This window comes from Citrobacter sp. C1, assembly GCF_014596895.2.
Taxonomy (GTDB): Bacteria; Pseudomonadota; Gammaproteobacteria; order Enterobacterales; family Enterobacteriaceae; genus Citrobacter; species Citrobacter gillenii.
Window position 1 is genome coordinate 128364 of the sequence record NZ_CP115035.1, and the last position, 21133, is coordinate 149496.

Annotated in this window: 18 protein-coding genes; 9 read left to right on the forward strand and 9 right to left on the reverse strand. The window is 54.3% G+C overall.

Annotated features, from left to right (window positions below; translation table 11 throughout):
• Positions 1-11 precede the first annotated feature (11 nt).
• The 7 genes from IB214_RS00640 to IB214_RS00670 all read left to right on the forward strand — a co-directional run bounded on the left by IB214_RS00640 (position 12) and on the right by IB214_RS00670 (position 8648).
• On the forward strand, positions 12-620 hold the full coding sequence (locus IB214_RS00640; protein ID WP_117342537.1) for a glutathione S-transferase: 609 nt from the start codon (positions 12-14) through the stop codon (positions 618-620).
• Positions 621-717: 97 nt separating this feature from the next.
• Positions 718-2109 carry an L-seryl-tRNA(Sec) selenium transferase gene (gene selA / locus IB214_RS00645; RefSeq protein WP_117342536.1) on the forward strand — a complete coding sequence of 464 codons (1392 nt, stop codon included), beginning with the start codon at positions 718-720 and terminating at the stop codon, positions 2107-2109.
• A complete protein-coding gene (selB, locus tag IB214_RS00650) occupies positions 2106-3950 on the forward strand; it encodes a selenocysteine-specific translation elongation factor (RefSeq protein WP_117342535.1) in 1845 nt (614 codons plus the stop codon). Before selA ends, selB begins: the two co-directional genes overlap by 4 nt.
• A gap of 189 nt (positions 3951-4139) precedes the next feature.
• Positions 4140-5291 (forward strand): L-threonine dehydrogenase, encoded by a 1152-nt coding sequence (yiaY, locus tag IB214_RS00655; protein WP_117342534.1) that lies wholly within the window; start codon positions 4140-4142, stop codon positions 5289-5291.
• A 92-nt stretch (positions 5292-5383) separates the two neighbouring features.
• Positions 5384-6922 carry an aldehyde dehydrogenase AldB gene (gene aldB, locus IB214_RS00660; RefSeq protein WP_117342533.1) on the forward strand — a complete coding sequence of 513 codons (1539 nt, stop codon included), beginning with the start codon at positions 5384-5386 and terminating at the stop codon, positions 6920-6922.
• A 260-nt stretch (positions 6923-7182) separates the two neighbouring features.
• Positions 7183-7506, forward strand: a complete 324-nt coding sequence (locus tag IB214_RS00665) for a DUF3302 domain-containing protein (protein ID WP_117342532.1) — start codon at positions 7183-7185, stop codon at positions 7504-7506.
• A gap of 5 nt (positions 7507-7511) precedes the next feature.
• Positions 7512-8648 carry an HlyD family secretion protein gene (locus tag IB214_RS00670; protein WP_117342531.1) on the forward strand — a complete coding sequence of 379 codons (1137 nt, stop codon included), beginning with the start codon at positions 7512-7514 and terminating at the stop codon, positions 8646-8648.
• Between the two features lie 16 nt (positions 8649-8664).
• Here the strand turns inward: IB214_RS00670 and IB214_RS00675 are convergent, their stop codons facing one another.
• Positions 8665-9618, reverse strand: a complete 954-nt coding sequence (locus tag IB214_RS00675; protein WP_115257191.1) for a LysR family transcriptional regulator — start codon at positions 9616-9618, stop codon at positions 8665-8667.
• Between the two features lie 121 nt (positions 9619-9739).
• Here IB214_RS00675 and IB214_RS00680 point away from each other — a divergent pair, with 121 nt between their 5' ends.
• On the forward strand, positions 9740-10480 hold the full coding sequence (locus tag IB214_RS00680) for a MipA/OmpV family protein (protein WP_096759120.1): 741 nt from the start codon (positions 9740-9742) through the stop codon (positions 10478-10480).
• Between the two features lie 86 nt (positions 10481-10566).
• On the opposite strand, the gene IB214_RS00685 is transcribed toward IB214_RS00680, so the two are convergent.
• On the reverse strand, positions 10567-12522 hold the full coding sequence (locus IB214_RS00685) for a glycoside hydrolase family 127 protein (RefSeq protein ID WP_117342530.1): 1956 nt from the start codon (positions 12520-12522) through the stop codon (positions 10567-10569).
• A gap of 10 nt (positions 12523-12532) precedes the next feature.
• On the reverse strand, positions 12533-13933 hold the full coding sequence (locus IB214_RS00690) for an MFS transporter (RefSeq protein WP_096759122.1): 1401 nt from the start codon (positions 13931-13933) through the stop codon (positions 12533-12535).
• A gap of 252 nt (positions 13934-14185) precedes the next feature.
• Here IB214_RS00690 and IB214_RS00695 point away from each other — a divergent pair, with 252 nt between their 5' ends.
• Complete coding sequence (locus IB214_RS00695; protein WP_117342529.1) at positions 14186-15001, forward strand: helix-turn-helix domain-containing protein; 816 nt, start codon at positions 14186-14188, stop codon at positions 14999-15001.
• 39 nt (positions 15002-15040) lie between these two features.
• Here IB214_RS00695 and araD read toward each other — a convergent pair whose 3' ends face one another.
• The 6 genes from araD to IB214_RS00725 all read right to left on the reverse strand — a co-directional run bounded on the left by araD (position 15041) and on the right by IB214_RS00725 (position 21126).
• On the reverse strand, positions 15041-15739 hold the full coding sequence (gene araD, locus IB214_RS00700) for an L-ribulose-5-phosphate 4-epimerase (protein ID WP_117342528.1): 699 nt from the start codon (positions 15737-15739) through the stop codon (positions 15041-15043).
• Positions 15733-16593, reverse strand: a complete 861-nt coding sequence (locus tag IB214_RS00705) for an L-ribulose-5-phosphate 3-epimerase (RefSeq protein WP_117342527.1) — start codon at positions 16591-16593, stop codon at positions 15733-15735. Before IB214_RS00705 ends, araD begins: the two co-directional genes overlap by 7 nt.
• The gene (gene ulaD / locus IB214_RS00710; RefSeq protein WP_117342526.1) at positions 16586-17248 is read right to left on the reverse strand and encodes a 3-keto-L-gulonate-6-phosphate decarboxylase UlaD; all 663 of its coding nucleotides are present in this window, start codon (positions 17246-17248) and stop codon (positions 16586-16588) included. The genes IB214_RS00705 and ulaD overlap by 8 nt, the downstream gene beginning before the upstream one ends.
• A complete protein-coding gene (locus tag IB214_RS00715) occupies positions 17245-18750 on the reverse strand; it encodes an FGGY-family carbohydrate kinase (RefSeq protein ID WP_117342525.1) in 1506 nt (501 codons plus the stop codon). Before IB214_RS00715 ends, ulaD begins: the two co-directional genes overlap by 4 nt.
• 92 nt (positions 18751-18842) lie before the next feature.
• A complete protein-coding gene (locus IB214_RS00720) occupies positions 18843-20162 on the reverse strand; it encodes an MFS transporter (RefSeq protein WP_096759129.1) in 1320 nt (439 codons plus the stop codon).
• Positions 20163-20193: 31 nt separating this feature from the next.
• A complete protein-coding gene (locus IB214_RS00725; protein WP_117342524.1) occupies positions 20194-21126 on the reverse strand; it encodes a DUF4862 family protein in 933 nt (310 codons plus the stop codon).
• Between the last annotated feature and the right edge of the window lie 7 nt (positions 21127-21133).

Genomic DNA, 21133 nt, shown 5'->3' on the forward strand with positions numbered 1-21133 from the left:
AAGGACACGGCATGAAACTCATTGGTAGCTATACCAGCCCTTTTGTGCGAAAAATCTCTATTCTGTTGCTGGAAAAGGGCATCATCTTCGAATTCGTTAATGAACTCCCCTACAACGTCGAAAACGGCGTGGCGCGCTACAACCCGTTAGGAAAAGTGCCCGCGCTGGTCACCGATGAGGGCGAGTACTGGTTCGATTCGCCAATCATCGCCGAATACATTGAGCTGCTGGATATTGCGCCAGCCATGTTACCGCGCGATCCGCTGGCGGCGCTGAAGGTGCGTCAGATTGAAGCGCTGGCGGACGGTATTATGGATGCTGGACTTGTCTCCGTACGTGAACAGGCCCGGCCAGCCGCACAGCAATCAGAAATCGAACTGCTGCGCCAGCGCGAGAAAATTACCCGCAGCCTGGATGTGCTGGAAGGCTATCTGGCAGACGGTACACTGAAAACGGACACGGTGAATCTGGCCACCGTCGCCATCGCCTGCGCCGTGGGTTATCTCAATTTCCGCCGCGTCGCACCCGGCTGGTGTGTTGACCGACCGCGACTGGTCAAACTGGTGGAAACGCTCTTTCAGCGTGAGAGCTTTGCCCGCACGGAACCGCCAAAGGCTTGATGCGTATTATGTCCGCCTGAGCAAACTCACGGTACAATCCCCCCATATTGCTATCCCTCTCCCCGGCGGAGAGGGCCACCAACAGCCAGGCCCTTTCATGACAACCGACATGCGTTCACTCTACAGCCAGCTTCCTGCGATCGATCGTTTATTGCGCGATAGCGCCTTTCTTGCCTTACGTGAGTCTCACGGCCATACCCGGGTGGTGGAGCTGCTTCGCCATATGCTCGACGAAGCCAGGGAAACGATTCGCGACGCGCAGGCGCTCCCGGCGTGGAGTGACGACTGGGCGCAAGAAGCCAGCGCCCGGCTGGAACGCGAGTCGCACAGCGCGCTGCGTCCGGTTATCAACCTGACGGGTACGGTGCTGCACACCAACCTGGGTCGTGCGTTGCAGGCGCAAGAAGCGATTGAGGCGGTGATGCAGGTGATGCACGCGCCGGTGACGCTGGAGTATGACCTCGACGGCGCCGGTCGTGGGCATCGCGATCGTGCGCTGGCGGACCTGTTGTGTCGCATTACGGGAGCCGAAGATGCCTGCATCGTTAATAACAATGCGGCAGCGGTGCTGCTGATGTTGGCTGCAACCGCCAATGGTAAAGAGGTGGTGGTTTCACGCGGTGAGCTGGTGGAAATTGGCGGCGCATTTCGTATTCCGGACGTGATGCGCCAGGCCGGGTGCGTTCTACATGAGGTCGGTACCACTAACCGGACGCACGCCAGCGATTACCGTCAGGCAGTGAATGAAAATACCGGTCTGTTGATGAAAGTGCATACCAGCAATTACAGCATTGAAGGCTTTACCAAAACGGTGGATGAAGCCGAGCTGGCGGCGATCGGTCATGAGCTGGATATTCCGGTGGTGACGGATCTGGGCAGCGGCTCGCTGGTGGATCTCAGCCTGTACGGTTTACCCAAGGAGCCGATGCCGCAGCAGTTGATTGCCGCGGGTGTTAGCCTGGTCAGCTTCTCGGGCGACAAGCTGCTGGGGGGGCCGCAGGCCGGAATTATCGTCGGTAAGAAAGAGATGATTGCCCGGCTGCAGCGTCATCCGCTGAAACGTGCGCTGCGGGCCGATAAAATGACCCTGGCGGCACTGGAAGCCACGCTGCGGCTTTATTTGCATCCGGAAGCACTGGCGGAAAAATTACCCACGCTGCGCCTGCTCACCCGTAAGGAAGAGGCGATCCGCGAACAGGCACAACGCTTACAGGCACAGCTCGAACAACATTATGGCGGCGAGTTTGCACTGAACGTGATGCCTTGTCTGTCGCAGATTGGCAGTGGTTCGCTACCGGTTGATAGACTGCCCAGCGCGGCATTAACCTTTACCCCGCATGACGGGCGCGGTAGCCGCCTTGAGGCCCTGGCTGCCCGCTGGCGCGCGCTACCGGTGCCGGTCATTGGGCGAATTTATGATGGCCGCTTATGGCTGGATCTGCGCTGTCTTGAAGACGAGCCCCGGTTTATGGAGATGATGCTGAAATGATTATTGCAACAGCCGGACACGTTGACCACGGAAAAACCACGTTATTACAGGCGATTACCGGTGTGAATGCCGATCGTCTGCCGGAAGAAAAAAAACGTGGCATGACCATCGATTTGGGCTATGCCTACTGGCCGCAGCCGGATGGCCGCGTGCTGGGGTTTATCGACGTTCCCGGACACGAAAAGTTTCTGTCCAACATGCTGGCGGGCGTCGGCGGCATCGATCACGCGCTGTTAGTGGTGGCCTGCGATGATGGCGTGATGGCGCAAACGCGGGAGCATTTGCAGATCCTGCAACTGACGGGCAATCCGCAGCTCACCGTGGCGCTGACCAAAGCCGATCGCGTGGATGACGCGCGTATTGACGACGTGCGTGCAGAGGTGCAGTCAACGTTGGCAAACTTTGGTTTTGCCGGGGCGACACTTTTCGTGACCGCCGCCAGTGAAGGGCTGGGTATTGATGCATTACGTGAGCATCTGCTGCAGCTGCCTGCGCGAGAGCTGGCCCGCAATCACACCTTCCGGCTGGCAATTGACCGCGCCTTTACGGTGAAGGGGGCGGGCCTGGTAGTTACCGGCACGGCGCTCAGTGGTGAAGTGAACGTTGGCGACACGCTGTGGCTGACTGGGGTCAACAAACCGATGCGCGTGCGTAGTCTGCATGCGCAAAACCAGGCCACTGAGTACGCTCATGCCGGGCAGCGTATTGCCCTGAATATTGCTGGCGATGCGGAGAAAGAACAGCTCACCCGCGGTGACTGGCTGTTGTCCGATGCACCGCCGGATGCCTTGACCCGCGTCATTGTCTCTTTAGAGCACGCCGCCCCGCTGACACAGTGGCAACCGCTGCATATTCACCACGCGGCCAGCCACGTGACCGGGCGTATTTCCCTGCTCGAAGGGACGCTGGCGGAGCTGGTGTTTGATACGCCGCTGTGGCTGGCCGATAACGACAGACTGGTGCTGCGCGATATTTCTGCCCGCACGACGCTTGCGGGTGCACGCGTGGTGACGCTCAACCCGCCGCGTCGTGGCAAGCGTAAACCGGAGTATCTGCAGTGGCTATCGGCGCTGGAAAACGCACAGAATGACGGCGACGCGCTGGCAGTGCATCTGACGCGTGGCGCGGTGAACATCCCCGATTTCGCATGGGCGCGCCAGCTTAACGGCGACGGTATGCGCCCGTTGATTGAGCAACATGGTTTTATTCAGGCTGGATATAGCCTGTTGAATGCCTCTGTTGCCGCCCGCTGGCAGCGTAAAATTTTGGATACGCTGGCGACGTACCACGAGCAGCATCGCGATGAGCCGGGACCGGGGCGTGAGCGTCTGCGGCGCATGGCGCTGCCGATGGAAGACGAAGCGCTGGTCCTGCTGCTGATCGAAAAAATGCGCGATAGCGGCGTTATCCATAGCCACCATGGCTGGCTGCATTTACCGGACCATAAGGCCGGCTTTAGCGATGAGCAGCAGGCCATCTGGCAAAAAGTTGAGCCTCTCTTCGGCGATGAGCCGTGGTGGGTGCGGGACCTGGCGAAAGAAACGGGCACTGATGAGCAGGCCATGCGTCTAGCGCTACGGCAGGCAGCGCAGCAGGGCATCATTACCGCGATCGTCAAAGATCGCTATTATCGTAACGATCGCATCGTGGCTTTTGCCAATATGATCCGCGAACTGGATCTGGAAAGAGGATCAACCTGTGCCGCTGATTTCCGCGACAGGCTGAATGTGGGACGTAAATTGGCTATCCAAATCCTGGAATATTTTGACCGTATTGGGTTTACCCGTCGCCGGGGAAATGATCATTTATTACGCGATGCATTACTGTTTCCCGAAAAGTAATGACACAATTAATTCATAGAAAACATGAATTAATACAAAATAGCGGTTGATTTATATAAGCACATTAGATTTTAAACCTAATGTGCTTTTTTAATTTCTGGTGTTATTAAAATAACAACCACGATCATATTTTGATGGGATTTTCACACGTATGCTGCCTACCTCTTTAGAGTAATTAAGGATTGTACAATGGCTGCTTCAACATTTTTTATCCCATCTGTGAACGTAATCGGTACTGGTGCATTGAAGGATGCCATGAATACAATGGCGGAATATGGATTCCGTCGTACGTTAATCGTGACGGATGCCATGCTGACCCAATTAGGGATGGCGGGCGATATTCAAAAGGCCTTACAGGAACGTGATATTTTCAGTGTTATTTTTGATGGTACACATCCTAACCCAACTACCAGCAACGTTACGGCGGGTCTGAAACTTCTGCAAGAACACCAGTGTGATAGCGTTATTTCCCTGGGCGGCGGCTCACCACATGACTGTGCGAAAGGCATTGCGCTGGTGGCGGCTAACGGCGGCGACATTCGTGACTACGAAGGCGTTGACCGTTCTGCAAAACCACAGCTGCCGATGATTGCCATCAACACCACGGCGGGTACGGCATCTGAAATGACCCGTTTCTGCATCATCACTGATGAAGAACGCCACATTAAAATGGCGATTGTTGATAAGCACGTAACCCCGCTGCTGTCGGTAAATGATTCCTCGCTGATGGTCGGTATGCCGAAGTCTCTGACGGCGGCCACCGGTATGGATGCGCTGACCCACGCCATTGAAGCCTATGTTTCCACTGCTGCCACGCCGATTACCGATGCTTGTGCACTCAAAGCGGTAACGATGATTGCTGAAAATCTGACGGTTGCCGTGGAAGAGGGCAGTAACGCGCAGGCGCGCGAAGCCATGGCCTACGCGCAGTTCCTCGCCGGTATGGCCTTTAACAATGCATCTCTGGGTTACGTTCACGCAATGGCGCACCAACTGGGCGGTTTCTATAACCTGCCGCACGGGGTGTGCAACGCCGTCCTGCTGCCGCATGTTCAGGTGTTCAACAGCAAGGTTGCTGCGGCTCGCCTGCGTGACTGCGCGGCTGCAATGGGTGTGAATGTGGCGGATATGAGCGAAGCGCAAGGCGCTGAGGCCTGCATCGCGGCGATCCGTGAGCTGGCGCAGAAAGTGGCAATTCCGGCAGGCCTGCGCGACCTGAACGTGAAGGAAGAAGATTTTGCTATTCTGGCGACCAACGCCCTGAAGGATGCCTGTGGTTTTACCAACCCGATTCAGGCGACGCATGAGGAAATCATGGCGATCTATCGCGCGGCAATGTAAACCGTGACATCTGTCGTAAAGCAGTAAATGGCTGGCGAATAATTCGCCAGTCCCGTCTACCTTTGTAGTACCCCTACAGCAAGGAGACGGTCATGACCAATAACCCCCCTTCAACGCGTATTCATCCCGGCGAGTATGGTTATCCCCTGAAGTTAAAAGCCCGATACGATAACTTTATCGGCGGCGATTGGGTGGCACCGGTGGACGGTGAGTATTACCAGAACCTGACGCCGGTCACCGGGCAGTTACTGTGCGAAGTGGCCTCTTCCGGCAAAAAAGACATCGACCTGGCATTGGATGCCGCGCACAAAGTCAAAGATAAATGGGCGCATACGTCCGTCCAGGATCGTGCTGCGCTCCTGTTCAAGATTGCCGATCGCATGGAGCAAAACCTGGAGCTGCTGGCGACGGCAGAAACCTGGGATAACGGTAAGCCAATCCGCGAAACCAGCGCGGCAGATGTGCCGCTGGCCATTGACCATTTCCGCTATTTCGCCTCCTGTATTCGAGCCCAGGAAGGGGGGATCAGTGAAGTCGACAGCGATACGGTGGCGTATCATTTCCATGAACCGCTCGGCGTAGTCGGGCAAATTATCCCGTGGAACTTCCCGTTGCTGATGGCGAGCTGGAAGATGGCGCCGGCCCTGGCAGCGGGTAACTGCGTGGTGCTGAAGCCAGCTCGTCTGACGCCGCTGTCGGTGCTGCTGCTGATGGAAGTTATCGGCGATTTGCTGCCACCGGGCGTGGTGAACGTGGTCAACGGTGCAGGCGGAGAAATCGGCGAATATCTGGCGACATCAAAACGCATTGCGAAAGTGGCGTTTACCGGATCGACGGAAGTCGGCCAGCAGATCATGCAGTACGCCACACAGAATATTATCCCTGTCACGCTGGAACTGGGTGGCAAGTCGCCGAATATCTTCTTTGCCGACGTTATGGATGAGGAAGATGCGTTCTTTGACAAGGCGCTGGAAGGCTTTGCGCTATTTGCCTTCAACCAGGGCGAGGTGTGTACTTGCCCGAGTCGTGCACTGGTGCAGGAATCTATATACGAACGTTTTATGGAGCGAGCCATTCGCCGTGTGGAGAGTATCCGCAGCGGTAACCCGCTTGATAGTGTCACGCAAATGGGCGCGCAGGTCTCGCATGGGCAGTTAGAAACCATTCTGAACTACATTGATATCGGTAAGAAAGAAGGGGCGGATGTCCTGACCGGCGGGCGGCGTAAGCAACTGGATGGGGAGTTAAAAGAGGGCTACTACCTCGAGCCAACCATCCTGTACGGCAAGAACAATATGCGCGTTTTCCAGGAAGAGATCTTCGGCCCGGTGCTGGCGGTCACAACCTTTAAAACTATGGACGACGCGCTGGAGATCGCCAACGATACCCAATACGGACTGGGTGCTGGCGTCTGGAGCCGTAACGGTAATCTGGCCTACAAGATGGGACGTGGTATTCAGGCCGGACGCGTCTGGACCAACTGCTACCATGCCTACCCGGCACATGCGGCGTTTGGCGGCTATAAACAATCGGGTATCGGGCGGGAAACTCACAAGATGATGCTGAACCACTACCAGCAGACCAAGTGCCTGCTGGTGAGCTACTCTGATAAACCGCTGGGGCTGTTTTAATCTCCTGTCACTTATTGCCCGGTATCGCATAGCGAGCCGGGCATCAAGTTATGCTCTGCAGTTTACTCAGGTAAATGACTGGGGTGAGCGAACGAAGCCAACAAAGAAGCAGTTCAAAAGACGATGGGTATATATAAACCCATATATCGTTATATAAATAAGACAATTGCATTCAATCTGGTCATTCCACTATTATGCTCAAATCTATTATTTAAAACTAATAGCATACAAATTCTTTATTTTTAATCCCTGAGGCAAATATGTTTCTTGATTATTTTGCATTAGGAGTGCTTATTTTTGTATTCCTGGTCATTTTTTATGGGGTTATTATTCTGCATGATATTCCCTATCTAATTGCAAAAAAACGTAACCATCCTCATGCCGACGCTATCCATGTTGCGGGATGGGTAAGTCTGTTTACGCTGCATGTTATTTGGCCCTTTTTATGGATTTGGGCAACGCTTTACCGCCCGGAGCGCGGTTGGGGCATGCAAAGCGCTGATTCTTCCCTGATTCAACTTCAGGAGCGGGTAGCCGATCTGGAAAAGAAACTGGCCGAGGTTAAGACCTCCCCGGCGGAGTAATATCGATGGATTTACTGATCGTTTTGACCTATGTGGCTTGTGCATGGTCTGTATTTAAAATTTTTAAAATTCCTGTAAATAAATGGACAGTACCGACTGCAGCATTGGGCGGTATTTTTATTGTTTGCGGACTTATATTACTGATGAACTATAACCATCCGTATACATTTAAGGCGCAAAAGGCGGTTATTTCTATTCCCGTCGTGCCGCAGGTGACCGGGGTGGTAACAGAAGTCACGGATAAGAAAAACACGCTGATCAAAAAAGGCGAGGTGCTGTTTAAGCTTAACCCAGGGCGTTATCAGGCGAGGGTTGACCGCCTGAAAGCCGATATTGTCACGGCACAGCATAAAGAGCAGGCGCTGGTTGCGCAGTTAGATGAAATGAAAGCGAACACGCAGCAGAAAAAGGCCACGCGTGACAAGTTGGCAAAAGATTACCAGCGTTACGCGCAGGGTAGCCAGGCGAAGGTAAATCCTTTTTCTGAACGCGATATCGATGCGGCACGGCAAAACTATCTGGCGCAGGAAGCGTCGGTAAAATCGTCCCTCGCAGAGCAACAGCAAATACAGAGCCAGTTAGACAGCATGGTGATGGGTGAGCATTCACAAATTGCCAGCCTGAAAGCCCAACTGGCGGAAGCAGAATTTAACCTCGATCAAACCGTGGTTCGTGCGCCCAGCGATGGCTATGTTACCCAGGTGCTGATCCGACCGGGCACCTATGCCGCTGCGCTGCCGATGCGTCCGGTGATGGTGTTTATCCCGGATCAAAAACGACAGATTATTGCCCAGTTCCGCCAAAACTCACTTCTGCGACTGGAGCCAGGTGACGAAGCTGAAGTGGTATTTAACGCGCTACCGGGGAAAGTTTATAGCGGAAAACTGGCCGCGATTAGCCCGGCAGTTCCGGGGGGTACGTATCAGTCGAACGGCGCGTTGCAATCCTTAAACTCCACGCCGGGTTCGGAAGGGGTGATCGCCACGATTGAACTGAATGACAATGTGGACGTCAACGCGTTGCCTGATGGTATTTACGCTCAGGTCGCGGTGTATTCGGATCATTTCGCCCATGTATCGGTGATGCGTAAGGTCCTGTTACGCATGACCAGTTGGGTGCATTACCTGTATCTCGACCACTAGGTGCAGACTATTTTACTTACTCAGGTGGCTGTTGTAGCACCTGAGTAAGCTGCTCGCGAATCTCCGCCAACATCTCATCCAGAATAAACTGCACTCGCCAGGGTTGGTATTCACGCTTACGGAAAATCGCGACCAGATCCAGCCACCACTCGTGCTGTTCAGAGAAGCACGGAACCAGCGCCCCGGCCTCAATATCAAGTTGAACGCTTTCATTGGGCGCAAAAACAATACCCAGATGATTACGTGCCAGCGCCAGCGCGGATTGTGTATTATCGCAGACGTAATTTCCTGTCACCCGATAGTCATGCATCTCCTTGCCACCGGCTGAATTGAATCGCCAAATATTGGCGTCATCAATCATCATTGAATCAATCAAAATACAGGAATGTTGCTCCAGTTCTTCAGGGCTACTGATGGGGTGTTTATCGAGATATCCCTGGCTGGCAAAAGCCGTAACCGCATATTTAGTAATGAAACTGGCAACCAGTGTTTCATCTTTGGGATGTGCGTAGGAAATTAAAACATCACAATCATCAGGGAATTCGACTCCTTCATAAAATGCTTTACGTTCCAGGTTATAGGTTTTCAGCGAGAGGCTAATTCCACCAATATTCTGAATTTTTGCAATAACATGTTGCGATAAGTAAGCAATAATTCCCGTCGGTGCATATACCGTGACCCGACCACGTTTTTCATGCTTATAATCGGCAATAAAATTGTTCAGCTGTTCGTTTCTGTCTAACATGTCATTGATGTAGGGTAGCAACGCGGTGCCAAAGGGCGTCAGGGTAAGTTGTCGGGTGGTTCTGTCAAACACCTTTAATCCAACTTTTGATTCAAAATCAGCAAGATATTTGCTGACGTTGGCCTGCGCAATGCCGAGTACGGTTGCGGCATGGCTGATGTTTTCACTGGCAGCAATGACCGAAATAATTTTCAGTTCCCGGTGTTTGAGTTGTAATTTGTTCATCGCTGAATCCAATATATATATGATTTTATATATTACTATATAAATATGCGTCTTGCACTGATGAAATTGTAAGCATTATTATGCGCCTGCTTTGTAGCTTATTTTAAAATGGAAAGTTGGCATGTTAATTAAACGCAATATTGCGGCGCTAGTTGCTTTGTCTTTTATGGCAAGTGCATCAGCCGCAGAGTTTTCTCTTGGCGGTGGGGCTGTATATAACGAATCTCCTTATCGTGGATACAATGAAAATGTCCATGCAGTACCGCTTATCAGTTATGAAGGCGAATCATTTTATTTTAGGCAAACAACGCTAGGTTATATTCTGTCGAAGAGTGAAAGTAATGAATTTAGCATTACTGCTTCGTGGATGCCGCTTGAGTTTGACCCAGGCGATAACGACGATCATGCGATGAAGCAGCTCGACAAGCGTGACGCAACCGCAATGGCGGGGGCCGCATGGTATCACCATGAGAAATGGGGCAGCGTTAAAGTCTCTGCCGCAGCGGATGTAATGGACAACAGCAGCGGTTGGGCTGGCGAAGTTTCTCTGTTCCGTCCAATGCCGATGGGCAAGCTGACGCTGACGCCGTCCATTGGTGTGCTCTACTACGATGAAAAATTCAACGAATATTACTACGGCATCTCAGGCAATGAGTCTCGCCGTAGCGGGTTATCTAGCTATTCCCCAGGCGATAGCTGGACACCGTATGCCGGTCTGTCCGCAAAATATGCGTTAACCGCTAACCTGACACTGCTGGCCAGCGCCAACTATAGCGTGCTGCCAGATGATATTAAGGATAGCCCAATGGTTGATCGCGATGACAGCTTCACTTTCCTGTCAGGGGTGAGCTGGCGTTTCTAATTCTCACCCGTTTGTCCTCATGGAAGAGGGCAATTTTTTCATGATGTTTTGACGGATGGCGCCAACAGTCGCCATCCGTCATATCATTACTGCTCGTTGACCCAAATCCGCATTTCACCTTCACCACGGTTCGCCCAGCTAAACCACGGAATAAACGTCAGCGTATGCGTTTGCCGGGAAGCGGGGGAGACATCGTAGTGCCACAACGATTGCTGCGTGGCATCATCAGCGCTTTGCTTCACCCCTTCCGTTTGAATCAGTATTTTATGGCTGAATAGCCCTTTCCCCTCAAAGACCCTGAATTCACTCTCTTTGGGCAGCCACAGGTTATGCAATTCCTCGCCGTTATCCGCCTGCTCCAGACAATAGACTAACGGTCCACGTTGAATGGCAACCTTACCGGCAACATGGCGAACCAGCGGATTACCGTATACCCGACGCACCGGCATCGGGAGCGTCAGGCTCAGCGTATCCCCTTCTTGCCAGGTGCGGGTTATGTGCAAATAGCCTTTGCGAATATCTTGTTCTACAGGCAAACCGTTCAGCATTACCTGCGGCGCGGAGCACCAGTCCGGCAGGCGTAGTGCCAGGGTGTGGTGTACTGGCTGCACGGAATCAATGGTGATATTAACCTGCTCATGCCACGGATAATCTCCGCTAATGCGGAGTTTCAGCGTCCCGTTTTCAACGGGTATTTCCATGCTGTTGCCCACATACATATTGATATACAGCGCGTCCTGGCGCGGCGTGTAGAGGTAATGGCCAATCGACGTTAACACGCGCGCGATATTCGGTGGGCAGCAGGCGCAGCCAAACCAGCGCTGGCGAATGGGCTTCACGTGGTCATAAATATGGTTAAATTTTAGAGATTTAGGATGCACTTCCAGCGGGTTAACGTAGAAAAAGTGTTTCCCATCAAGCGCCATACCACCCAGTACGGTGTTATACAGCGCGCGTTCCATCACGTCGGCGTACTGACTGTCGGCCTCCATCTCCAGCATCCGGCGGGCGAACATCATCAGACCAATAGAGGCGCAGCTTTCCGCATACACAGAGTCGTTGGGCAGATCGTAGTCGCTGCTAAATGCCTCGCCGCTGCTTTGCGAGCCGATCCCGCCGGTAATGTACAGCTGGCGCTGGGCCATATTGTTCCACAGTCGCAGGCAGTCCTGGCGCTTGCCTTCGTCCTGGCTTAAGCGTGCCAGGTGGGCCACACCGGTCATCAGGTAGACAAAGCGCACGGCGTGACCGATGGCGGTTTGCTGTTCAGATATTGGCTGGTGCGCCTGGCTGTAAGGCTTGTCTTTCACCATCCACGCCGGGCCGTAGGTGTGCCAGTAGGAGGTGCGACCGCGTTTTTCGTACTCTTCATCGTAGAAATGCGGCTGTGTGCCACGCTGCTCAACAAAATAATTTACCAGCGTCATATACCGTTGTTGCTGCGTGACTTCATACAATCGCATGAGCGCCAGCTCAATTTCCGGGTGTCCGGGATAGCCATGCAGCTGGTTTTCACCGGGTCCAAAAACGTTGTCGATATGGTCTGCCAGACGACATACCACCTCCAGTAAGCGGCGTTTTCCCGTCGCCTGAAAGAAGGCCACACCCGCTTCTATCATGTGACCCGCGCAGTACAGTTCATGACATTCGGCCAGATTCGTCCAGCGTTCTTCAGGGGCCTTCACCGTAAAATAGGTGTTGAGATAGCCATCTTCGCACTGGGCGGCGGCGACCAGTTCAATCACCTCATCGGCGGTTTTTTCCAGCTCGGTATCCGGTTTCTGACACAGCGACCAGGCCACGGCCTCCAGCCATTTGGCCACGTCGCTATCCTGAAAAACCATGCCGTAAAACTCACCGGATTGCTGGCCCGCAGCAATGCGGAAATTCTCGATAGCGTGGCTGGGATCGGCTTCTGCAATACGGTCATTGAGCGCATCCCACTGATAGGGGATCACCACGTCGCGCACCAGTTGCTGGTATTGTCCGAGGAACGGATCGCTGACCGTGAGCTTATGCAGGTCGACTTCCTGTGCATTCATTTCGTGCTCCTTAAGGCTGTACATGACGCTGACGCAGATCGGTAGCAATGCGCGACATCATCGGGTTATTGAGTTTGCAAAGGCGGATAGACAGCGCCAGCAGTAGGTGGAACAGAGCGGGCAGCAGCGTCTCCATGGCGGTAATACCTTGCAGCGAACTGGCGGTTTGGTTGCCAGCGCCAGGCTGATAGGCGACAAAAATAAACAACACGCTGATGATCCCGGCACTGGATGCCCAGGCCAGCTTGATGAAAAACAGGTTGAAGGCGAAATTCATGCCGGAGGAACGCACGCCGGTTTTCCATTCGCCGTAATCATCAGCAAAGGCCATCAGCGAGAAGTGCAGCGGCAGCGTGAAGCCGAGAATAATGCCGTTGCCGAGAATCACCGCCAGCCATAACGTCTGGTGCGCTGGGCCGGTTGGCAGGAACCACATTAACGCTGCCAGCGCCGCCAGTACCAGGTTGGTGTAGTAATAGAGTTTGACGGTGTCGATGCGTCGCGTCAGCGGGCTAACCACCACCGAACCGATGATCGAGGCGAAGGTGACCATGGTGAAAAACAGCGAGGTGTAAGCGGTACTGCCTTCCAGCACGTAGGTAATGAAGTACATGTACCCGCCGCCACGAATATTAAAGACATTGATCAGCAGGAAGGACATCACCAGCATCAGCAGCAGTTGGTCATTTTTACGCAGTCCGCCGATGTGTTCGCGCAGCGTAAATTTCCCCATCATCGCCAGCGGTACCCGCTCGCGCACCCAGAAGAAACAGCACAGGAACATGACGACTGCGATGGCACACAGGATGCCCACGCCAAACTGATAACCCTGCGCGGCGTTGCCCTGACCGAGTATCTCCACCATCCACGGCAGGCCGACGGAGACTAAAAAACCGGCGACACCGCACAGCACAAAGCGCCAGGACTGGCAGGCGATCACTTCATTGTGGCGCGTCGTCATGGTGTTGATCAGCGCACAATACGGCACATTGATCGCGGTATAGCCGACGGAAAGCAGCAGATAGGTGCCAAATGCCCAGGCGATTTTTACCCCCATGCTGGCGTCCGGGACGGTAAAGGTCAGAACGCCAATAATGCCGATGGGAACGGCCACCCACAGCTGCCATGGGCGAAAGCGTCCCCAGCGGCTTTGCGTGCGGTCGGCGAGGACACCCATGATCGGGTCAGAAACTGCGTCAAATACGCGCAGGGCAATAAACAAGGTGCCGACCAGTGCGGGCGTTAAGCCAAACACATCAGTATAGAAAAAAGTCAGGAAGTTCATGATCAGGCAGGTAATAACGGTCCCGCCTGCATCGCCTAATCCGTAACCTATTTTTTCACGCAGAGATAATTTGTCGTCTTGTGCACGTTGTGCCAAATCGTTGGTCGTAATCGGAGCCGAAGTCATAAATAACTCCCGGAGAGGATGTTCAGAAAGTACCCCGCTACATTGCGGGCTTTTATTGTGTCATTTGCAAAGTACGTTATTTATTCTGCACCAAATACACAGACCAACAAGGGAAGGGAAAAGTATAAAAAGATGACAATTCCGACTTAATTAAAAAAGTGTGATTTCGATCCGGCGAGATACTATTTTATCGTGAATAATCAAAGATGAAGGCAGGTTTTTAGGGTGCTAAAAGCGGGAAATTGAATAGTTATGCTTGAATTATCCATGTCACTTCCGATTAAAGTACAAAATGGCGGGCTGTTTATTTCTCGTGGCGTGGGAAGTCATCCGGCGAGGCAACTTCATTCCTGGGAAATTATCTTTGTCGAAAAAGGGACATTAACGATTCGTGAAGGGAACGCTATTTTTAGCGTGCAGGCTGGAGAGAGTTTGCTGTTGTGGCCGCAGCGTTTACATGTCGGCGTGGGACAATTTCCGCCCGATTTAAAATTTTATTGGCTGCATTTTGAAGTGAAGTCCGGTGAGCGTGTTTCACCGCCTGAAGCGCTGCTTTCGATCCCGCAACAGACTCGGGTGGATGAGCCACAATATATTATTTCGCTGTTTCGCCAGTTTTTACGTGAGCAGGAGAATATCCATCGCAGCGTTGCGCTGGAGCTGATCCTGTTGCTGATTTTGCAGCAAATATCCGCTGCCGCCAGCGAACAACCTGCCGATACGCCCGGTAATGCGCTGGCGTGGAAAGCGCAGCAAATGATACATACGCAGTTCCATTTACCCCTATCAGCCTCATTGCTGGCGAAAGAGCTGCATTGCAATGCAGACTATCTGGGGCGTGTATTCCGGGGTGTTTTTCGGCTGACGTTAACCGAAGCGCTGCATCGCCAGCGGGTGAGGGCGGCAGAAAAGCTGTTGATCAGTGATTCGCTGTCGCTGACCGAGGTGGCGTTTAAATGTGGATTTAACGACGTGGGGTATTTTCGCAAAATTTTCCGTACGCACACCAGCCTGACCCCGGCGGCGTGGAAGCGCCGTTACTGCAAAGAGCATATTAATTCGGCGTAGGTTAAGCCTCCTTTTGTTCAGAAGAGGCTTAACTCAGCGTCAGTTTTGCCCGTAATAGGCATTTGCCCCGTGCTTGCGCAGGTAATGCTTATCGAGCAGTTCGGATTGCATGTCAGGCAACTGCGGGGCGAGCTGACGCGAGAACAGCCCCATATAGGCACACTCTTCGAGTACTACGGCGTTGTGTACGGCGTCGGCAGCATCCTTACCCCACGCGAACGGGCCGTGCGAGTGGACGAGTACAGCCGGGACCTGCATCGGGTTCAGGTTACGTTGTTCAAAGGTGTTAATAATCACCTCACCGGTTTGATACTCATACTCGCCGTTAATTTCTTCGACAGTCATCAGCCGGGTGCAGGGGATCGCGCCATAGAAATAGTCGGCATGCGTGGTACCCCAGGCGGGGAGATCGAGTCCGGCCTGCGACCAGATCGTCGCATGGCGGGAATGGGTATGCACGATCCCGCCGATCTGCGGAAAACGGCGATATAGCGCCAGATGGGTTGGCGTATCAGAAGACGGTTTCTTGCTGCCTTCGATCACCTTACCGCTGGCGACCTCCACCACCACCATATCGTCGGCGGTCATGACCTCATACTCGACGCCGGAAGGCTTGATCACCATCAGTTTGCGCGTTTCGTCAATTGCGCTGACGTTGCCCCAGGTAAAGGTGACTAAACCATGCGCCGGGAGCGCCAGGTTTGCCGCTAATACTTCGGCTTTTAGTTGCTCTAGCATATGAATCCTCCTTCCTGCATCCGCGCTTCTATCCAGCGTCGCGCCTGGATAATCTCCAGCACCGGCTCGCTGGCTTTTTCGGTCCACATTTCAATCAGAAATGCGCCGCGATAGTTCAGTTCATGCAATGTTTTAAAGATGCCAACAAAATCCACACAGCCTTCACCAAACGGCACATCGCGAAACTGACCAGGATGCGTTGCGGTCACTGGCAGCGTGTCTTTCAGGTGGATGGCGGCAATACGGTCGATACCCAGCTGCAGTTCGGCGGTGACGTCGTTACCCCAGGCGCTGAGGTTGCCGACATCCGGGTAGACGGTGAACCACGGCGATGACAGCATCTCATCCCACTTTTTCCACTTGCTGATCGAGTTCATGAAGGCGGTATCCATTATCTCCACCGCTAGCATTACCTGCGCGGCGGCAGCCTGTTCCACCGCCCACGCCAGCCCTTCGGCAAAGCGTTGCTGGGTGCCGTCGTCGTGCTCTTCGTAATAGACGTCGTAACCTGCCAGTTGAATGGTGCGGATACCGAGATCGCGCGCCAGGCGAATGGCTTTGGTCATGATCTCCCGCGCCCGCTCGCGTACCGCCTCATCGCGGCTGCCGAAAGGGAAGCGACGATGGGCTGACAGGCACATGGAGGGAATGGCAACGCCGGTTTCCAGCATTGCGCTGACCAGCGATGCGCGCTGGGCTGGCGTCCACTCCAGGCGTGACAGGCGTTCATCGGTCTCATCCACCGACATTTCGACGAAATCAAAGCCGCAGCTTTTCGCCAGCACCAGCCGTTCCGGCCAGGACAGATCTTTCGCCAGTGCTTTCTCATAGATACCTAAGGGATGATTACGCATGCTGTGTTCCCCAGATGGCGTCGATTTGTGCGTGGAATTCGCCAGCGACCTGCGCCGGATGGGCTGCGCCTGCTAGCGCGCGTCCGGCGATAAATGCTTTGACGTTAATGTCGCGGAATAGCGGCAGGTCGGCAGGGGTAATGCCGCCGGTAATCGACAGCTCAAGGCCGATATCGGACAGCGCCTTCATGCGCGCCAGATCTGCGTCGCCCCACTGCTGTCCGCTGGCCTGCGCGTCGCGTCCGCGATGGTAAATCGCCTGGCGAACGCCGACGCGATACCATTCACGGGCGTCGTCCAGCGTCCAGTTGCCGAACAGCTCCATTTGAATTTCACCGCTGCAGGATTGCGCGACGGCGTGGCCTTTTTCGACCGTGGCGAGCGGCGCGGCACAGATGATGGTCATCCAGTTGGCGCCAGCTCCGAAGGCCTGCTGTGCCAGCGTTTCTCCGGCATCGGCTACCTTCCAGTCGGCGACGATGATTTTTTCCGGGCACTGGGCGCGCAGGGCTTTCACTGCGCTAAGGCCTTCGGTTAAACAGAGGATCGTGCCAGCTTCGACGATATCGACATGGTCCTGTAAAAGGGCGACATCGCGCTGGGCTGCTTCCAGGCTAGTGTGGTCGAGCGCCAGTTGCAGTAATGGTCGGCTCATAATGCGTGCTCCTTAATGCGGGCGTGATAGCCCTGTAGTGCGGTAATCAAATCCAGGTATTGGCGGTATTTGCGCTGATAGAGGGCGTGGGTGGTCATGTCCGGCAGCAGCGTGCGCACCGGGTGCTTCAGGGAGCGCTGGGCGTCGCTAAAGTTGTGGTAAACGCCGGTGCCGACACGTGCTGCGAGGGCTGCGCCAAAGCAGCCGGTTTCTTCTACCTGTGGCAGCTCGATGCGCAGGCCGCTGACGTCCGCCAGCATCTGCATCCAGACGTTGGAGTGTGCCGGACCGCCGGTCACGCGCAGGGTATGCACCTCGGTAAAGCGTTCACGCATGCGGTTGAGATGGGTCATGTGGCTGAATACCACGCCTTCGTAAACCGCCTGCAACAGGTGGGCGCGAGTGTGCAGCGCCTGCATACCATAAAAGCCGCAGGTCATCTCCAGCCCGGCGTTGCTGCCATAGAGAAAGGGCAGAAAAAAGAGTTCGCTACCTGATTTCGGCAGGCTGGCAACGGCCTGATTGATCTCATCAAAGGAAATCTCGCCCCACTGGGCGGTGAACCATTCCAGATTACCGGAAGAGGTCGGGCTGGCTTCGTGAACGATATACTGTCCGTCATTGACGTAGCGGCCATAGACATAGGGATGCGCCTCCTGGTCGCGCAGGCCGTGAGCGATCCCGCTGGTGACCGCCCAAGTACCCATTACCGCGTTGAGAGTGTATTCATCTTCAATACCGGCGCAGAGTGCGGTGGAAACCACGTCAAACAGACCGCCGACGACGGGCGTACCCGCCGCCAGACCGGTGATGGCGGCTGCCTGAGCGGTGATTTCCCCGCATATTTCTGCTGAGCCGACGATGGGCGGCAGCGCGTCATTGATTTCGCTGATGCCCAGCCACTCGGTCAGGCGCGGGTCGTACTGGCCCGTCGCCATGTTGTAGAGGTTGGATTCGGATATATTGCTCTCTTCGCAACCCTTGACGCCGGTTAAACACCAGCGCAGATAGTCATGCCCCATCATGACGCAGCCAATTTGCGCGTAGCGTTGGGGGGTGTGCTCTTTTACCCAGCGCAGTAGAGATGCGGGATGCCCGGTCCACAGTGTCTGACGAGTGACCGGGTAGAGTTGTTCGGGGATCCCGTCCTGTTGCCAGCGCTGGACGATGTCCATCGCCCGGCGGTCAGAAGAGAGGATGGCATTGCCCAGCGGCTTATCCTGCTTATCGAGAAGAAAGAGCCCTTTACCCTGAGCAGAAATGCCGACGCCCTGAATTTGTTGTGCGGATACGCCGGTGCGGTGTAAGAGTCCGGCGATGGTGGCTGCGCAGTGCTGCCAGAGCTGGTGCATGTCACGTTCGGCGTAACCCGGCAAGGGCGACACCGTCTGTAACGATTGCCGGTGAATTCCGTGCTCATGACCTTTAGCGTCGTATAAACCGGCTTTCAGATACGTACCGCCACAATCGATACCCAGCCAGAAGGTCTCTTTTTCACTCATCTTTGATGTCTCAGCTTTGCCGGATGGCGCTGTGCTTATCCGGCCTACGGGTGTTTACAGATCCGGTAAGCGCAGCACCACCGGGCAGGGTTTTACGCAGTGCGTTTATGTGGATTCAGTACTTTTAGCGGGGCAGCACCTGCATCACATTTTGCCGGCAGCAGTAATGCCATCAGTGCGGCCAGCGCCAGTGAAATAGCCAGGCAGTAAACACCTGCATCTTTGCTATAGAGAGTGATGAGCACGCCGACCGCGTAAGGACCGCAGAAACCGCCGAGGTTGCCCAGCGCGTTGATGACGCCACGCGCACCGCCTGCCATTTCAGCGCTGAACAGACGCGCCGGAATGGTCCAGAACACGCCCGCCGCCGATTGCAGGAAGAACCCGCAGCCAACCAGCGCGGAGTAGGCCAGCCAGACGTTATTTTTCAGCACCACGGAGAGGAACATGCACAGGGCAAAGCCAACCAGTGGCAGGCAAACAAACACTTTACGTTTGCCCGTACGGTCAGAGAGGGTGGAGAACAGGAACATCCCGGCAATGGCCCCGACGTAAGGCAGAATAGCGAGCATGCCAACCTGTCCCATGCTGCTGTGGGTCAACTCTTTGAGGATGGTCGGAAGCCACAGGGTGTAGCCATAGATCCCGGTCTGATAGAAGAAGTTCAGCGCGATAAGTTGCCACATGGTTTTGTCGGAAAGCACTGCGCTAAGAGAGGCGTTTTTCACCTCGGTTCCGGCAATCGCCCTTTGCTCTGCAGCCAGGGTCTCGACCAGATAGTTCTTCTCGGCTGCTGAAATCCAGCGTGCTTCCTGCGGACGGTCATAAACGGTATAGGCCCACAGTGCCAGCACAGCCACAGAGAGCAGACCTTCAATAATGAACAGCCAGCGCCAGTCCAGAACCGTAATGATCCAGCCGGAGAGCGGTGCAGTAATGATCCCGGCAATCGGGACAAACATAATCACAATCGCATTGGCTCGACCGCGTTCGGCATCGGGGAACCAGTTACTGATCATCGTCAGCACCACGGGCAACATGCCACCTTCCGCCACGCCGAGTAAGAAGCGCAGAACCAGCAGTTGATACTGATTGGTGATCAAGCCCGTCAGAACGGAGATGACCGCCCACGCAACCAGCGACCAGCCGATAAATTTCTTGCCGCTGCCGTGCACCGCAATTTTTCCACCGGGAACCTGTAAAAACAGATAGCCGATAAAGAAAATACCGCCAGCCAGTCCCGCCATGGTGGCGGAAATACCTAACTCAGCATCCATTCCACCGGGCATCGCAAAAGCGATGTTGACGCGATCCATATAAGAAATAATACAGGCGATCAGAATTGGAGGAATAATTCTCAGCCAACGCTGGCGCGGCACATCATTTTGTGTAGAGCGAGAGGTCGTGTTCATATTAATATTCTCGTAGAGTCGTCTTTTATTTTTATAATTTTGCTTGGTTTAATGCAGTGATGCCGTCACGTAATATCGCTACGCGATGGTTAACGTCTGCATCGGCGTTTATTTCCAGCAATTTAATACCCGCAAACTGCAGGGGATCGGTTCCTGCACAGGTCAATAATTCGCTGGCATGTTCGGTGGTCATCAGACTCTGCGGGCAGAAAGGGGCAAACGGCGCGTGTAAGTCCTGCCATTCGCCATATTCTCCCGTCAGCGTGGTGCCGGAGAACATCAGGGCCCCCAGCTTACCAGCCTGTTTGGCCTGTCGGGTGTGGGCCAGTGGCAGGGTCGTGTTCTGCCCTTCAATGGCGGAACGCGCCCAGTTAATACACACGCTGATGTCGTAGTCGGTAATCACTTCCAGCACGTTTTCTAACGGCAGGAAACCTTTACGTGGTGCGGGGCCGGTCATGGCATCGCAGTGTTCCAGTACTAGATCGCAGGACCAGTCCCAGTTGGCAATCTCTTTAAGGGAACGGGCAAATGACTCGGTGGCCTGAACGACGTTCGGATTTCCCGCCAGCGGGGCGGCATGCAGCTCCAGCGCGATGATTTTCCCGGCGTTGGCGGCATTGATGTTAGTAATTTTCTGATGAAGATGGCGATAGTACTCTACGCAGGCTTTACGCTGATCTTCGTCGCTTGATGCCAGCCCAAAGCCGCCGTTAGTACCGCGACGGCGCATGGTCTCCATAATGGCCGTCACCACTATCTGCCAGCTGCCCGGCGTATGGCGTAATAACCATTCATCACCCAACGGGTGAAGGTGTTCAAGACAAGGCTGCTCCAGGCCGCGAATATCCGGTGTATCTGAGAGTTGTCGCCAGAATTCCTTCTCGTCCTCTTCACTTTGTTGGTGAAATGAGGGTGCACAGGGGTACGCACCGATAATATAACCGGCATGCTTTACGTTCATTTTGTGC

What these genes read in the sequence shown, in the direction of transcription:
- IB214_RS00720 (WP_096759129.1), bottom strand. Translation starts at nt 20,162, where the DNA reads ATGAACACGACCTCTCGCTCTACACAAAATGATGTGCCGCGCCAGCGT.
- IB214_RS00685 (WP_117342530.1), bottom strand. Translation starts at nt 12,522, where the DNA reads ATGAATGCACAGGAAGTCGACCTGCATAAGCTCACGGTCAGCGATCCG.
- selB (WP_117342535.1), top strand. Translation starts at nt 2,106, where the DNA reads ATGATTATTGCAACAGCCGGACACGTTGACCACGGAAAAACCACGTTA.
- IB214_RS00695 (WP_117342529.1), top strand. Translation starts at nt 14,186, where the DNA reads ATGCTTGAATTATCCATGTCACTTCCGATTAAAGTACAAAATGGCGGG.
- IB214_RS00725 (WP_117342524.1), bottom strand. Translation starts at nt 21,126, where the DNA reads ATGAACGTAAAGCATGCCGGTTATATTATCGGTGCGTACCCCTGTGCA.
- IB214_RS00670 (WP_117342531.1), top strand. Translation starts at nt 7,512, where the DNA reads ATGGATTTACTGATCGTTTTGACCTATGTGGCTTGTGCATGGTCTGTA.
- aldB (WP_117342533.1), top strand. Translation starts at nt 5,384, where the DNA reads ATGACCAATAACCCCCCTTCAACGCGTATTCATCCCGGCGAGTATGGT.
- selA (WP_117342536.1), top strand. Translation starts at nt 718, where the DNA reads ATGACAACCGACATGCGTTCACTCTACAGCCAGCTTCCTGCGATCGAT.
- IB214_RS00715 (WP_117342525.1), bottom strand. Translation starts at nt 18,750, where the DNA reads ATGAGTGAAAAAGAGACCTTCTGGCTGGGTATCGATTGTGGCGGTACG.
- IB214_RS00680 (WP_096759120.1), top strand. Translation starts at nt 9,740, where the DNA reads ATGTTAATTAAACGCAATATTGCGGCGCTAGTTGCTTTGTCTTTTATG.
- IB214_RS00690 (WP_096759122.1), bottom strand. Translation starts at nt 13,933, where the DNA reads ATGACTTCGGCTCCGATTACGACCAACGATTTGGCACAACGTGCACAA.
- IB214_RS00675 (WP_115257191.1), bottom strand. Translation starts at nt 9,618, where the DNA reads ATGAACAAATTACAACTCAAACACCGGGAACTGAAAATTATTTCGGTC.
- IB214_RS00640 (WP_117342537.1), top strand. Translation starts at nt 12, where the DNA reads ATGAAACTCATTGGTAGCTATACCAGCCCTTTTGTGCGAAAAATCTCT.
- ulaD (WP_117342526.1), bottom strand. Translation starts at nt 17,248, where the DNA reads ATGAGCCGACCATTACTGCAACTGGCGCTCGACCACACTAGCCTGGAA.
- araD (WP_117342528.1), bottom strand. Translation starts at nt 15,739, where the DNA reads ATGCTAGAGCAACTAAAAGCCGAAGTATTAGCGGCAAACCTGGCGCTC.
- IB214_RS00665 (WP_117342532.1), top strand. Translation starts at nt 7,183, where the DNA reads ATGTTTCTTGATTATTTTGCATTAGGAGTGCTTATTTTTGTATTCCTG.
- yiaY (WP_117342534.1), top strand. Translation starts at nt 4,140, where the DNA reads ATGGCTGCTTCAACATTTTTTATCCCATCTGTGAACGTAATCGGTACT.
- IB214_RS00705 (WP_117342527.1), bottom strand. Translation starts at nt 16,593, where the DNA reads ATGCGTAATCATCCCTTAGGTATCTATGAGAAAGCACTGGCGAAAGAT.